A 14,201-nucleotide genomic window follows, 5' to 3' on the forward strand; every position below is an offset into this window, starting at 1 on the left:
GGCGAAATACTCCCGTTCGTCTAGCGGTACTTGGCTTGCTTGTAGGCCGAGGGTACGTTGGGCTAACGGATTTATCTGTTTTTGGGGGCATCGTGAAGCAACGCATCCTGTCGCGCGACACTCGCGCGTCGTCGGGTTTTACCCTGATCGAACTCATGATTGTGGTGGCGATTATTGCCATTCTCGCGGCGATCGCGATTCCGATGTATCGCGACTATCTGACTAGGTCCAAGTTGACCGAGGCGCAGAATCTACTGTCCGATTATCGAACGAAGATGGAGCAGTATTACCAGGACAATCGTTCCTATGTGAATGGAGCAGCCTGTGGCGCTCCGCTTCCCGCGGCCGCAACCAATTTCTTTACGTACACGTGCACCGGAACCCAATCGACCTACCTCGCAATGGCAACGGGCATTGCAGGTAAAGGTGCGGATAGCTTCGTTTTCACCATCGACCAGACGAATACGCGGAAAACGACAGGCCTGCCGCCAAAATGGACTGCGCCGACGAGTTCTTGCTGGGTGGTGCGAAAGTCCGGCGACTGCACATGAAGCGGATGAGCGGGTTCAGCTTGGTCGAATTATTGATCACGATCACCATCGTGGCGATTCTCGTGGCGCTCGCTGTACCGAACTACCGTGTTTGGACAGCCAATACGCGCGTGCGTGGTGCGGCCGAGTCCATTCAAAATGGCATCAGGCTTGCACGTAACGAAGCGACTCAGCGAGGCGTCAATGTCCGGTTCGAGCTGACGTCCACCGATACGACCTGGCAGGTCTGCCAGCTGGCCGTAACGGCTACCGCGTGCGATCCCAGCGTCCCCGCCAGCCTCATCGAGGTCCACGCCGCCGGTGAAACCGCCGGGGTAATCGTATCCACGGACAAGACGGTCGCTGCATTGACCAATTTTTCTCCTGTTACGGGTAGCCCCCCTGGCGGGATAACCTTTACGCCGCTCGCACGCCCACTAAGTTCAGACTTCGGCAGCAATGCGCTTATTCGCATCGATACCTCTTCGAGCGCGGCGGGTACACGAAGGCTTGCCACCACCATAAGTGCAGGCGGATCGATCCAGATGTGCGACGCGGGTCTTTCCCGAAGCACTGCCGCAAACGGTTGTCTCTAAAGGTGTGCTCATGAAACGTCTCAGGTTGCGCGCTAGCCACCGGTCTGGCTTCGTGATGATCGACGCCTTGATAGCCATCCTCATTTTTTCGGTAGGCGTGATGGGTTTGCTGGCTGTGCAGGCGAATGCAACGCTGCTGGCGGCCGACGCGAAATACCGCACCGATGCCGCCTTGCAGGCGGATCGCCTCGTGGCACAGATGTGGACGTCCGATACGGCTACGCTCGTTGCAAACTTCCAGGGCGACCCCAACACGCTCACTGCGCCCGCGTATGCTGCATGGTTGAATCAGCTTGACTGCAGTCAGGTGAAGGCTTCCACGAATTGCCTTCCAGGCGTCGCTGCCTACCCTCCGACGGTTGCCATCACTGCGGCTGGCCTAGTTACGATCACCGTGCGGTGGAAGAGTCCTAACGCCGCAAATGCCGACCCGGCACACCAGTACGTCACTATTACCCAGATCGATCGCACGTGAGAAAGAGGCCAGGGAGTATGAACAGGTCGCATGGTGGCTCGGTACATGAGTACAGAGCAAACGATGTTTCGGGCTTTTCGCTAGTCGAGCTCATGGTCGGCATCGTGATCAGCATTATCTGCACGCTTGGCATCATGTCGGCATTCGCCGCTTTCGAATCGCAGAAGCGCACAACGACGGCCGGCAGCGACGCGCAACAGAGTGGCAGCTTCGCAGCTGTTGCGCTGGAACGCGAAATCCGCACCGCAGGCAGCGCGCTAGTGCAAGGTAAGAACTATGGCGTATGGGGTTGTGCGATTACGGCCTATTCGCAAGCTACCAAACGCCTCCCTCGTGCCAGTGCTTTAGCAGCACCTTTCGCCAACTGGCCATTGAGGACGTTGGCCACCCCTGTTCTTGTTGCCAGCGGAGGTGCCACAAATCCCGACGTTATAGGAATTGTACGGGGCAACCCTTCCTTAAGAGTTTTTAAAACCAACGTGACGTCCACGTCCGGGGCGAACGTGGTGGTCGATAACGCTTTTGGTTTCGCGACGGGCGATTACGTGCTTATTTCAGACAAAAGCGGTTCATGCACGCTGGGCAAGGCGCAGAGTGTCACGATCGGATCAGGTACGGGCACGATCGTGCTAACCGCTGGTGATGCGCCGTCGGGTAGCTTTGATGGTACATACACCGGCTCAGCCTATCTCATGGACTGGGGCCTTGATCCCGCGGTCACTCTTTTTGGTGTCGATACCACGACCAACTCGCTACTTTCCTACGATCTTCTGCAGAGGTCTGCGACCAGTTCCGCTGCCTTGCCGGGAGTTCCAATTGCCGACAGCGTCGTCAATATGAAGGCGCTGTACGGCGTTGACGACGGGGCGGGCACGGGCCACGTGGCGGGCGATGGGATTATCGACGAGTGGGTGCAGCCGTCGGGCGCCACGTGGGGTATTGCCGCACTGAGTCCTGCGACCGACACGCCGGCAGCCGTTCTGGCGCGCGCGCAAATTCTCGCCGTGCGTGTCGCCGTCGTCGTACAAAGCCGGCAGATGGAGCGTGCGGCCCCGGCCACCGCTGCGTCGGTGCAGGGGGCGGGTTACATCGGCTATACCGGCCCGACCACGCTTACGCTGTTTCCCGACCAGGCCACGGCCAACCAGTACACGATTACCACATCGTCGAGCTATCGCTACAAGGTATACGACATGGTCATCCCCATTCGCAACAATTACATCAAGCAGTATTTTTGAGGTGAGCATGCGTAGATTGAAGGTCTTCCAAGGTGGTCCTTCGCGACAGCGCGGCATGGTCGCTACGCTCATCGCTCTGATTGTGCTCATCGTGACATTGCTTGCCGTAGTTGCTCTCATGCATTCGGTCGATACATCGAACTCGGTGGCGGGCACCCTGGCATTTCGGCAATCCGCGCTGCAGGAGGCTGAGCGAGCCTATGGTGAGGTCAAGTCGCTGACGGTCTATGCGCCTCCGACCAGTGATCAGAGCGACACGACAATTGGTTATTACTCATCTGTGCAGACGGCTTCCGAGGTTCGTCCGGACTTGCCCAAGGCAATTTATGATCCGGATTACTCGAAGATTCATGAGGTAACTTATGGAACGGTGAGTTCTGGTAATCATGTTTATTACATGATCGAGCGCCTGTGCCCGACGACAGGCCCTGCAACCCTCACGACGTGCGTGGTTCCCGGCAAAGCATTGACGGGTGGCACAAGTTCCAACACGACAAGCGACCCAGGCATTCCGTTCAATACGACGGGTTCCGCTGCGGCATATAGATTGAGTGTGCGGGTGGAAAGCGGGAAGAATTCGGTGGCGTTCGTTCAGACGATCCTGCGCTGAGCCGTTAGCGGGCAGTGCATGCGAGATCCGAAAGGGCAGGTAGTGACAGGTTGTGAGGGTGTCCGGCATTTGTCGGCCTTGTGAAAACTTCGGGCTGTGTGCCCTACGGAAAAGCTATGCATACCTCGAAGCGATTCATCTCCGATATTCGCCTTTTGCTTGTGCCAGTCCTCTTCTTCGTGACTCTGCTTGGTGGCATTGCTTCGGCCGCGACGTCCAGCGGCACTACCCTGTCCGATATGCCCTTGTACAGCGCATCCAACGTGCCGGCGAATCTAATGCTCGCCTTGTCAGTCGAATATCCGACTGCCGTCGTCGCGGCTTACAAGGATGCGCAGGGCATCCCCTACGTCTACACCGACAGCAATGGCGTGGTGCAGTCCATCACCAGCTGCAACGGTGGCGGCATTTGCTATTACACTGCCATGCGGTACCTCGGCTACTTCGACAATGCAAAGTGCTATTCATACGATAGTGTGAATGGTTACTTCACGCCTGTAAAAGTGGCCTCGGATTGTACGGGATACTGGAGCGGCAACATGCTCAACTGGTCTCTGATGACGTCCCTGGACGAGTTTCGTCAGGCCCTGACGGGTGGTGCGCGTTCATTAGATACCGTCGACACGACGGTACTTGTGCGCTCAAAGCTGGGTAGTCAAAGCAGTACGGGTAACTTTCCTGATCGTCAGCTCAACGCCAAATCCAACGTTTCTCCGTCGACAGTGGTAGGTGATTCGGACCTCAGTGGGCAATCGACGCTGTATATTCGTTCTTACAATCAAGGAACACAGTTCATAGTGTCGACCGCTTCTGACTTTTCACAGAAGGATGCCACGAAGCAGAAGGTCTTCAACGCGCAGGTGAAGGTTTGCGTGCCGACGCTTCTAGAGGCCAACTGCAAGGCCTACGGCAGCAATTACAAGCCAGAGGGCCTTATTCAGCAGAATTTTGAGCGTATCCGCGTGGGTGCTTCAGCATATGCTTACAAATTCACGTCGACCAATGCGGACTATCCAAACGGTGCGATTCGCGCGTTACTGCACGATAACGGGCCTACGACTTACAACGGAAATGGTGCTCGGCAGGTTAATGCCAAGGCGGAATGGAGTTCGGTCAATGGGGTATTTTATACTAACCCCGCGTCCACGGAAGGTTTGACAGCATCGGGCTCGGCACCTACAGATTCTGGCGTCATCAATTATCTCAATAAGTTCGGTAACACGAATAACTACGAGCGATATGACACCATTGCCGATTTGTATTGGGCTACGCTCGCATACTATATGCATGTGCCTTTGGCCGATGCCTATACCTCTTACGTCACTTCGACGAACTCGCTTGATACGACGTTTCCCGTTTTCAAAGGTCGGCCAGATGCAAGCGGAGTATGGGATACGAACGATCCCATGGCATATACGTGCCAGAGTAATGCGATCCTGATGATCGGCGACTCCCACACCCATTGTGATTCGGGTGTTCCTACCTCTACAGGCGCCATCGGTAATAGCGGCACTTGCGGTACCGTCAATCGCACTACGCTTCCTGTGGTCAGCGGAGCTGACGCCGGGAAGTATGTCAATGCACTCGGGAACCTGCCGCTTCTCGAGGCAGACCCGTCCACGAATACGGCAGCCAGCACGACTATGGCTCAGTTGCAAGGAACCACGGCACTGGCATCGATCGCCGAGCCGGGTGCCGGTACTGATTCCACCTATAACATGGCGGGCCTGGCGTACTTCGCACATACGCAGGATATTCGCACCGATGGCACGTTTACCGGTAAGCAGACGGTCGACACATACGTGGTTGACGTTATGGAGCCTAATACGTATTCCGGCGCGACAAATTATGAGATTTTCAACGTAGCTAGTGCTGCAGGTAATCACGGCCCCAACATGTACTGGCTCGCTGCCAAATACGGTGGTTTCAACGACATCAACGGCGACGGGCGGCCTGCAAATTTTTTAACTTGGCACACCAATACGTCGACTCAGAAAGCCAAGGATCTACGCCCTGACAACTATTTTATCGGTAATCGGCCGGACCTCATCGTGGCCGGCTTGGCGTCGATCTTCAGTAATGTTTCTTCGACAAAGTCGCTGAGCGCCGCAGGCCCGAGCGTTTCGCCTACTCGTGTACTTTCCAATGTCGCCGCCAATACGGCGCCTTACAATTCGCCGCAGGCGGGCTTTCCTACCTACAACACCAGCTACTTGCCCGGCGTCTGGACGGGCGACGTCAATGGTTACGTCGCTTCCGCTGCCGTTGGAGCCAATGTTTCACCGGTTGCCAATGGCAACCAGTGGAGTGCTGCAGGCCAGCTTTTGCTAATGGCGAGCTACGTGAGTTCGGACGGTACGGTGAAAGGGTGGCGTGATCTTCGCCGTATTGCGACGATGAAGGCTGGCGCAGGCATCTCCTTCACTTGGAACGATTTGTCGAATGGTCAGAAGACAGCCTTGCGTAACGACTCAAGCCTTCTCGACTATCTTCGCGGTGACCGCAGCAATGAAGGGACAAAGTTCCGAGTTCGCAGCGGTCTTCTCGGTGACATCGTCAACTCGCAGGCGACGTTGGTGCAGGCGGCGCTGAGCAATCAGTATGTCGATTCGTCCAACCCTGGTTATCGAGCCTTCGTCGCATCGGTCAGTAATCGTGCGCCGGTTACCTATGTGGGCGCCAACGACGGCATGATGCATGCATTCGCCGCGGATTTTTCGTCAACGCCTACAGGTGTCACGTTTGGTGGCGGCGGGCAGGAGCTTTGGGTGTATGTGCCCTCCTTTCTGTTTAACGGTCCGAGCAATGCTGATGTCGACGGACTTGCCGCGCTCAGCAATCTGAAAGGTGTGACGGCCAACTCTTATTCCCACCACTTTTATGTCGATCAGACGCCGCAGGTAGCCGACGTCGACTTTGCCTGGACTTCCACTGCCCCGGCCAAGCAAGGCGCCCGCGGAACCACACCGGACTGGCACACGCTGCTCGTCGGTGGTGTGGGCAAGGGTGGCAAGGGTTTGTACGCTCTCGATGTAACGCAGGTGCCCTCAGTTATCGGTAATACTGCCCCGTCGATGGACGATATAAAGAGCAAGGTGCTTTGGGAGTTCACCGATCCCAATCTTGGCTATACCTATGCGCGGCCCCTGGTGGTGAAGACACGCAAGTACGGTTGGGTGGTGTTGGTGACGTCGGGTTATAACAACGCAGATGGCAAGGGTTATCTTTTCATAATCAACGCAAAGACGGGTCAGTTGCTGGAAACGATGAACACGGCGATCGGTAGTACCACCTCCCCGATCGGGCTGGCCAGACCCTCTGCGTTCACACAGGACATCTCTGACAACACTATCGAGCAGGTCTATGCAGGCGATCTGCAGGGTAATGTATGGCGTTTCGATCTTTCCATGAGCGGAGACGGTAGCTATCCTGCGCCGGTTGTTCTTGCCACGCTCAAGGATAGCGCCGGTGTCGCGCAGCCCATCACTACGGCGCCGCGCATTGAAACCGACTTCTCGGCATCGGGCCTCGATACGCGTCGCTGGGTGTTCGTGGGTACCGGAAAGTTCCTCGATACGAGCGACCTCACCGATACGCAGGTGCAATCGATGTACGCATTGCGCGACGGTTCGGGTTCCGCACCACGCACGACGGGGTTGCCGTTGACGCGCGCGACGCTGGCGAAGAACGATCTGACTACCAATCTGAACCTTCAGGACGCAAGTAGCGGTTGGGTGTATGACCTGACGGGAAGTGCGGCCGGCACGGGTGGCGCGACGGAGCGAATTGTTGTCGATCCGGATGCCGTAGCGGGTATCTTTGCCATCAACTGGGGCACATTGATCCCTACTAGCGATCCGTGTTCGCTCAAGGGTTCGGTCTACTCATCGACGTTTGCCTCCGGGCAGAGTAACTTGCTGGGCACTGACGGTAAGCCGATGCCGTCTATAACGACTGACAGCGCCATTACGAATCTTCAGGCGGTACAGCTCCCCACGGGACAGTTCGTGCTCCTCTACGGCCAGACCTCGGGCTTGCCGGCCACAGCGAATATTCAAAGCGGCAGTGCGATCAACGGCGTGACCCGAACCAACTGGCGAGAGATCCTGAATTAGGTCGGTGGAGAGGATTGACGAGGGGCAGGGTGTCTCGTAAAATGCCCCGCTCGATGGGCGGTTAGCTCAGCGGTAGAGCACTGCCTTCACACGGCAGGTGTCACAAGTTCGATCCTTGTACCGCCCACCACTCGATACCCTGAAAACCCGGCCTAGCGCCGGGTTTTCTTTTGGTCACCCCTCCGCTCCCCGCCGGTACAATGCGCCGGTCGCCGCCCCCGGATACCGCCATGCACCAAGCGCTCGCCGACCTTTACATGCTCACCCTGACACCCTGGAAGCTGATCGGCCTCCTGGGCACCATCCTGTTCACCGCGCGCTGGTTCGTGCAGTTCTATGCCACGAAGAAGAACAAGCAGGTAACCGTGCCGATGTCCTTCTGGTACCTCTCGGTCTGCGGCAGCGTCCTCACGCTGGCGTATTTCATCTGGGGCAAGAACGATTCGGTCGGGATCATCCAGACCGCTTTCCCGATGCTGGTCTCGTTCTACAACGTGTTCGCGCACCTGAAGCAGCGCAACGCGAAGGAAGCGGTCAAGCCGGGCGGTCCGGAAGACACCTGATCCCGGCTCAGTCCGGGTCGTAGTCCAGGTAGGGCGCCAGCCAGCGCTCGGCTTCGGTCCGCTCCCAGCCCTTGCGGCGGGCATAGTCGTCCACCTGTTCGCGGGTCATGCGGCCCACGACGAAATACTGGCTGTCCGGGTGCGAGAAGTACCAGCCGGACACCGCCGCCGTGGGGTACATGGCGAAGTTGTCGGTGAGCTGCACCGTGGTGTGCGTGGTGGCATCGAGCAGGTCGAACAGGGTGCGCTTCTCGCTGTGCTCGGGGCAGGCGGGATAGCCCGGCGCAGGGCGGATGCCGCGATAGGCCTCGGCGATCAGCGAATCGTTGTCCAGCGACTCCTGCGGCTGGTAGCCCCAGAACTCCTTGCGGACCCGCTCGTGCAGGCGCTCGGCGAACGCCTCGGCCAGGCGGTCGGCCAGGGCCTTGAGCAGGATCGACGAATAATCATCGTGGTCTGCTTCGAAGCGCGCCACGTGCTCATCGATGCCGATGCCGGCGGTGACCGCGAAGCCGCCCACCCAGTCCTGCACGCCGCTGTCCTTGGGTGCGATGAAGTCGGCCAGGCAGAAGTCCGGCCGCTCCACGGGCTTGTCCACCTGCTGGCGCAGGTGGTGCAGCACGGCCATCGGCTTGCGCTTGCCCGTGCCGGGCTCGGCGTACACCTCGATGCTGTCGCCCACCTGGGCCGCGGGCCAGAAGCCGATCACGCCCTTGGCGGTCAGCCATTTTTCGGCGATCAACCGGTCCAGCATGGCCTGCGCGTCGGTATACAGTTCCGAGGCCTGCGTGCCGACCACCTCGTCGGTGAGGATCGCCGGGAATTTTCCGGCCAGTTCCCAGGCGTTGAAGAAGGGCGACCAGTCGATGTAGCGGCGCAGTTCCGCCAGGTCGTAGTCGTCGAACACGGTGATGCCGGGTTGCCTTGGCTCGGGCGGCGTATACGCGGCCCAGTCGCCCTGGTAACGCTGCGCCCGTGCCTTGGTCAGCGGCACCAGCTGCTTGCCGGTGCCACGGCCCTTGTGGCGCTCGCGCACCTCGGCATACTCCGCGCGCACCTTCAGCATGAAGTCGTCGACCAGGTCCTTGCTGACCAGGGACTGCGCCACGCCGACGGCGCGCGAGGCGTCCTTCACCCACACCGTGGGCGACGTGTAGTGCGGCTCGATGCGCAGCGCCGTATGTGCGCGCGAGGTGGTCGCACCGCCGATCATCAGCGGCACGTGGAAATTCTGCCGCTGCATCTCGCGTGCCACCTGGCTCATCTCTTCCAGCGACGGCGTGATCAGGCCGGACAGGCCGATGATGTCGGCGTTCTCGGCGCGGGCCACGTCGAGGATCTTCTGCGTCGGCACCATCACGCCGAGATCGATCACCTCGAAGTTGTTGCACTGGAGCACCACGCCGACGATGTTCTTGCCGATGTCGTGGACATCACCCTTGACCGTCGCCATGATGATCTTGCCGTTGTTCTTGGTGACGTTGCCGGAGATCTTCTTCTCTTCCTCGATGAAGGGAATCAGGTGGGCCACGGCGCGTTTCATCACGCGCGCGGACTTGACCACCTGCGGCAGGAACATCTTGCCCGCGCCGAACAGGTCGCCGACCACGTTCATGCCGGTCATCAGCGGGCCCTCGATGACGTCGAGCGGACGCGTGGACAGTTGGCGGGCCTCTTCGGTGTCTTCCACCACGTACTGGTCGATGCCGTGCACCAGGGCGTGCGTGAGGCGCTCGATCACGGGTTTCTCGCGCCATGCCGCGGTCTCCACCACGGCCTCGGCCTTGCCGCCCTTGTAGCGGTCGGCCACTTCCAGCAGGCGTTCGGTAGCGTCGTCGCGGCGGTTGAGCACCACGTCCTCGACACGCTCGCGCAGTTCCTCGGGCAGGTCGTCGTAGATGGACAAACCGCCGGCATTGACGATGCCCATGTCCATGCCCGCCGCGATGGCGTGGTACAGGAACACGGAGTGGATCGCCTCACGCACCGGGTTGTTGCCGCGGAACGAGAACGACACGTTGGACACGCCGCCGGAGATGTGCGACGACGGGAACCGCCGTTTCAGCTCGCGCGTGGCCTCGATGAAGTCCACGGCGTAGTTGTTGTGTTCCTCGATGCCCGTGGCGATCGCGAAGATGTTGGGATCGAAGATGATGTCTTCCGGCGGGAAGTTCACCTCGTTCACCAGCAACTCGAACGCGCGCGAGCAGATCTCCACCTTGCGTTCCTTGGTGTCGGCCTGACCCACCTCGTCGAAGGCCATCACAACCACCGCCGCGCCGTACTGGCGCACCTTGCGTGCTTGCTTCAGGAACGGCGCCTCGCCTTCCTTCATCGAGATGGAGTTGACGATGCCCTTGCCCTGCATGCAGCGCAGGCCGGCCTCGATCACGCTCCACTTGGAGGAGTCGACCATGATCGGCACGCGCGCGATGTCGGGCTCTGACGAGATCAGGTTGACGAAGCGGGTCATGGCCGCCTCGGAATCGATCAGGCCCTCGTCCATATTGATGTCGATGATCTGCGCGCCGTTTTCCACCTGCTGGCGCGCGACGTCCACCGCTTCTTCGTAGCGGCCTTCCTTGATCAGCTTGCGGAACTGCGCCGAGCCGGTGACGTTGGTCCGTTCACCGACATTGATGAAGTTCAGGTCCGGGGTGAGGACCAGCGGCTCGAGGCCGGAGAGACGGGTGTATCGGATGCTCATGCGGCTTGCGCGATGTCCCTGGTCTGGCGTGGCGGGTAAGGCGCGACGGCGGCGGCGATAGCGGCGATATGCGCCGGCGTGGTGCCGCAACAGCCGCCCACGATGTTGATCAGGCCTTCCTCGGCAAAGCCGCGGATGGTCTCGGCCATGGCTTCGGGGCTTTCGTCGTATTCACCGAAGGCGTTGGGCAGGCCTGCGTTGGGATGCGTGCTGATGGCGCTGCCGGCGATGCGCGAGAGCATCTGCACATGGGGGCGCAGATCCTCCGCGCCCAGCGCGCAATTGAGGCCGACGGACAACGGCTGGATGTGCTCCACCGAATAGAAGAACGCCTCGGCGGTCTGGCCCGACAGCGTGCGGCCGGAACGATCGGTGATGGTGCCGGAGATCATCACGGGCAGGCGGGCACCCAGTTCGTCGAACAGTTCGCTCAGGGCGAACAGCGCGGCTTTCGCATTCAGCGTATCGAAGATGGTCTCGACCATGATCGTGTCGGCGCCGCCTTCGATCAGTGCGCGCGCGGCCTCGACGTAGTTCGCCTTGAGCGAATCGAAGTCGATGTTGCGGAAGCCCGGGTCGTTCACGTCCGGCGAGATGGACGCCGTGCGGCTGGTGGGACCGAGCACGCCGATGACGAAGCGCGGCCGGTCCGGGGTACGCGCGGTCATGGCGTCGCAGGCTTCGCGGGCGATGCGGGCGCCTTCGCGGTTCAGTTCCGGCACGAGATGTTCGAGGTGGTAATCGGCCTGGCTGACCCGCGTGGCGTTGAACGTGTTGGTCTCGACGAAGTCCGCACCGGCCTCAAGGTAAGCCATGTGCACGCCGCGGATGATCTCGGGCTGGGTCAGCAACAGCAGGTCGTTGTTGCCCTTCAGATCGCACTCGCCGGGGTGGTCATGGTGGTGCGTATGCGCGCTGTCCAGGCTGCCGGCGAAGCGGTCGCCGCGATAGCCCGCTTCGTCCAGCCGATGGCCCTGCAGCATGGTCCCCATGCCACCGTCCAGGATCATGATGCGTTCGGCCAGCCCCTTGTGGATCAGGGCGACGCGATCGGGGTGCAGCCAGGGCAGGGCGCTCATGCGGTTCTCCGGGTATCGGGCTTGCGGGCGAGCAGGCTGATGACTTCGAAATGCGGCGCGCGGCGCTCGCGGCTCAGGCGCTCGCAACTGACCACTTCCAGGCCGGCACCCATGGCGAGCGCCGTGAGCGATTCGCAGGTGAAGCCCAGATTGCGGTGGTCGAACGGCTCCACCACGGCGCGGTGATCGTGCTCGCCCAGCGTGGAGGCCAGCACGCGCCCGCCGGGCTTGAGCACACGGGTTACCTCCGCGAATACCGCGTCGGGGCGTTCCGAATAGGTAAGGGCGTGCAGCAGCAGGGCCAGGTCGAAGCGTTCGTCGGCCAGGTCCAGCGCGTGCATGTCGCCGGTGCGCACGTCCACGTTGCCGAAGGTGCTCAGGCGCTGGCGCGCCGCATCCACCACGCGGTCGGAGCTGTCGATGCACACGATGGAATGGGCGTGCGGGGCCAGCAGTTCGGCGGTGACGCCGTCGCCGGAGGCGATGTCCAACACGTCGCCGGTGGCCAGCAGCTGCAGCAGCGAACGGGCCAGGGTTTCCCAGGTGCGCCCGGGTGAGTAATGGCGCTCCATGTCGCCGGCCACCGTATCAGCCCAGCCTTCGGCACGCGCGCGCTGCGCCAGCACGGCGGGCAGTCGCTCCGCGTCCTCGCGGAGCAGGGCGTCGCTCAGCGTGTCGCGCAACGACGCGACCAGGGCGGCCAGGGTGGGGTCGGCTTCGGCGTTGGCCCGGTAATACGCCGAGACGCCGGCGCGGCGATCCCGCACCAGCTCGGCTTCCTTCAGCTTGGCCAGGTGAGTGGACACGCGTGGCTGGGCCAGGTGCAGCACCGCGGCCAGCTCGGCCACGGTCAGTTCCTCGCGGTCCAGCAGGGCGAGCAGGCGGACGCGCGTCGGGTCGGCCAGGAGTCGCAGCACCGCGGAGGCCGTCGACAGGTCCATCCTGCATCCTTATATCGCGATAGAAAGATGCGTAAGGATGGGGCCCGACCCGGCCAGCGTCAAGGCCACATGTTGCAGTGCAGGGCGGCAACCGCTCGAACGACCGTTAGAATGACCGGATTACCACCTCCACCCCCACGATCTGCCGCCCGTGAAGGCCGGCGCGAGGAACCCCCATGGATTTTCGCTTTACCGACGACCAGCTGTCGATCCAGGCCATTGCCCGCGACTTCGCCCAGAAGCGCATCGTTCCCGTTGCGGCCGAACTGGACGCCAAGGGGGAGTTCCCGCTGGAGAACATCCAGGAGATGGGCCAGCTGGGCCTGATGGGCATCGAGGTGCCGGAGGAATACGGTGGCGCGGGCATGGACCCGGTGTCCTACGTGCTGGCCATGGTGGAGATTGCCGCGGCCGACGCCGCCACCTCCACGATCATGTCGGTGAACAACTCGCTGTTCTGCAACGGCATCCTGAAGAACGGCACGGAAGAACAGAAGCAGAAGTACGTGCGCGCCATCGCGTCGGGCGAGGCCATCGGCGCCTACGCGCTGACGGAGCCGCAGTCGGGCTCCGACGCTTCCAACATGCATACGCGCGCGGTGAAGAACGCCGAGGGCGACTGGGTCATCAACGGCAAGAAGAGCTGGATCACCTCCGGCCCCGTGGCCCGCTACATCGTGCTGTTCGCGGTCACCACGCCGGGCATGGGTGCGCGTGGCGTGTCCGCCTTCGTCATCGATACCCAGCGCCCCGGCTTCCTGGCCGGCAAGACGGAGCCGAAGCTGGGCATCCGCGCGTCGGCCACCTGCGAGATTGAGTTCCACGACTACATCTGCCCGCAGGAAGACATGCTGGGCGCGGAGGGCAAGGGCTTCGGCATCGCCATGGGCGTGCTGGACGCCGGTCGCATCGGCATCGCGTCCCAGGCGGTGGGTATTTCCCGCGCCGCCTACGAGGCCACGTTGCAGTGGTCGCGCGACCGCAAGGCGTTCGGCCAGCCCATCGGCACGTTCCAGATGACCCAGTCCAAGATCGCCGACATGAAGTGCAAACTGGACACGTCGCTGCTGCTCACGCTGCGCGCCGCCTGGACCAAGGCACAGGCCGACAAGAACGGTGGCCGCTTCGGCACCGAGGCCTCGATGGCCAAGCTGGTAGCTTCGGAATCGGCGATGTGGATCACCCACCAGGCCGTGCAGATCCATGGCGGCATGGGTTACTCGAAGGAGATGCCGCTGGAGCGATACTTCCGCGATGCGAAGATCACCGAGATCTACGAGGGCACGAGCGAGATCCAGCGGTTGGTGATTGCGCGGGCGGAGACGGGGTTGCGGTAAGCGTTCGGTT

11 protein-coding genes and 1 tRNA gene are annotated in these 14,201 nt (G+C 61.0%); 9 read left to right on the plus strand and 3 right to left on the minus strand.

The window, feature by feature from the left end:
* Positions 1 to 92: 92 nt before the first annotated feature.
* The 8 genes from QRN34_RS06560 (at position 93) to QRN34_RS06595 (ending at position 8,127) form a co-directional block, all read left to right on the plus strand.
* On the plus strand, positions 93 to 551 hold the full coding sequence (locus QRN34_RS06560) for a type IV pilin protein (RefSeq protein ID WP_285403128.1): 459 nt from the start codon (positions 93 to 95) through the stop codon (positions 549 to 551).
* On the plus strand, positions 548 to 1,126 hold the full coding sequence (locus QRN34_RS06565) for a GspH/FimT family pseudopilin (RefSeq protein ID WP_285403130.1): 579 nt from the start codon (positions 548 to 550) through the stop codon (positions 1,124 to 1,126). The genes QRN34_RS06560 and QRN34_RS06565 overlap by 4 nt, the downstream gene beginning before the upstream one ends.
* Positions 1,127 to 1,136: 10 nt before the next feature.
* Positions 1,137 to 1,601, plus strand: coding sequence for a hypothetical protein (locus QRN34_RS06570; RefSeq protein WP_285403132.1), 465 nt, complete (start codon positions 1,137 to 1,139; stop codon positions 1,599 to 1,601).
* Between the two features lie 104 nt (positions 1,602 to 1,705).
* Positions 1,706 to 2,839: a PilW family protein gene (locus tag QRN34_RS06575; protein ID WP_285403134.1), complete on the plus strand. Its 1,134-nt coding sequence runs from the start codon at positions 1,706 to 1,708 to the stop codon at positions 2,837 to 2,839.
* 55 nt (positions 2,840 to 2,894) lie between these two features.
* Entirely contained in the window at positions 2,895 to 3,449 is a 555-nt protein-coding gene (locus QRN34_RS06580) for a hypothetical protein (RefSeq protein WP_285403136.1), read from the plus strand.
* A 116-nt stretch (positions 3,450 to 3,565) separates the two neighbouring features.
* Positions 3,566 to 7,564 (plus strand): PilC/PilY family type IV pilus protein, encoded by a 3,999-nt coding sequence (locus QRN34_RS06585; RefSeq protein WP_285403138.1) that lies wholly within the window; start codon positions 3,566 to 3,568, stop codon positions 7,562 to 7,564.
* A gap of 55 nt (positions 7,565 to 7,619) precedes the next feature.
* Positions 7,620 to 7,694: transfer RNA gene (locus tag QRN34_RS06590), tRNA-Val, on the plus strand.
* Positions 7,695 to 7,794: 100 nt separating this feature from the next.
* Positions 7,795 to 8,127, plus strand: coding sequence for a lipid-A-disaccharide synthase N-terminal domain-containing protein (locus QRN34_RS06595; RefSeq protein WP_285403140.1), 333 nt, complete (start codon positions 7,795 to 7,797; stop codon positions 8,125 to 8,127).
* Positions 8,128 to 8,134: 7 nt separating this feature from the next.
* Here QRN34_RS06595 and metH read toward each other — a convergent pair whose 3' ends face one another.
* Genes metH through QRN34_RS06610 form a run of 3 tightly spaced genes read right to left on the minus strand, consistent with a single transcriptional unit; the run spans position 8,135 to position 12,854 of the window.
* A complete protein-coding gene (gene metH, locus QRN34_RS06600) occupies positions 8,135 to 10,834 on the minus strand; it encodes a methionine synthase (protein WP_285403142.1) in 2,700 nt (899 codons plus the stop codon).
* Positions 10,831 to 11,913 (minus strand): homocysteine S-methyltransferase family protein, encoded by a 1,083-nt coding sequence (locus QRN34_RS06605; RefSeq protein ID WP_285403143.1) that lies wholly within the window; start codon positions 11,911 to 11,913, stop codon positions 10,831 to 10,833. Before QRN34_RS06605 ends, metH begins: the two co-directional genes overlap by 4 nt.
* Positions 11,910 to 12,854 carry a metalloregulator ArsR/SmtB family transcription factor gene (locus QRN34_RS06610; RefSeq protein WP_285403144.1) on the minus strand — a complete coding sequence of 315 codons (945 nt, stop codon included), beginning with the start codon at positions 12,852 to 12,854 and terminating at the stop codon, positions 11,910 to 11,912. Before QRN34_RS06610 ends, QRN34_RS06605 begins: the two co-directional genes overlap by 4 nt.
* A gap of 176 nt (positions 12,855 to 13,030) precedes the next feature.
* On the opposite strand from QRN34_RS06610, the gene QRN34_RS06615 reads away from it, so the two are divergent.
* The gene (locus QRN34_RS06615) at positions 13,031 to 14,191 is read left to right on the plus strand and encodes an acyl-CoA dehydrogenase family protein (RefSeq protein ID WP_285403145.1); all 1,161 of its coding nucleotides are present in this window, start codon (positions 13,031 to 13,033) and stop codon (positions 14,189 to 14,191) included.
* Positions 14,192 to 14,201: the final 10 nt, after the last annotated feature.

The organism is Luteibacter sp. ME-Dv--P-043b, assembly GCF_030209605.1.
GTDB lineage: Bacteria > Pseudomonadota > Gammaproteobacteria > Xanthomonadales > Rhodanobacteraceae > Luteibacter.

What these genes read in the sequence shown, in the direction of transcription:
- QRN34_RS06565 (WP_285403130.1), top strand. Translation starts at nt 548, where the DNA reads ATGAAGCGGATGAGCGGGTTCAGCTTGGTCGAATTATTGATCACGATC.
- QRN34_RS06570 (WP_285403132.1), top strand. Translation starts at nt 1,137, where the DNA reads ATGAAACGTCTCAGGTTGCGCGCTAGCCACCGGTCTGGCTTCGTGATG.
- QRN34_RS06580 (WP_285403136.1), top strand. Translation starts at nt 2,895, where the DNA reads ATGGTCGCTACGCTCATCGCTCTGATTGTGCTCATCGTGACATTGCTT.
- QRN34_RS06585 (WP_285403138.1), top strand. Translation starts at nt 3,566, where the DNA reads ATGCATACCTCGAAGCGATTCATCTCCGATATTCGCCTTTTGCTTGTG.
- QRN34_RS06595 (WP_285403140.1), top strand. Translation starts at nt 7,795, where the DNA reads ATGCACCAAGCGCTCGCCGACCTTTACATGCTCACCCTGACACCCTGG.
- metH (WP_285403142.1), bottom strand. Translation starts at nt 10,834, where the DNA reads ATGAGCATCCGATACACCCGTCTCTCCGGCCTCGAGCCGCTGGTCCTC.
- QRN34_RS06605 (WP_285403143.1), bottom strand. Translation starts at nt 11,913, where the DNA reads ATGAGCGCCCTGCCCTGGCTGCACCCCGATCGCGTCGCCCTGATCCAC.
- QRN34_RS06610 (WP_285403144.1), bottom strand. Translation starts at nt 12,854, where the DNA reads ATGGACCTGTCGACGGCCTCCGCGGTGCTGCGACTCCTGGCCGACCCG.
- QRN34_RS06615 (WP_285403145.1), top strand. Translation starts at nt 13,031, where the DNA reads ATGGATTTTCGCTTTACCGACGACCAGCTGTCGATCCAGGCCATTGCC.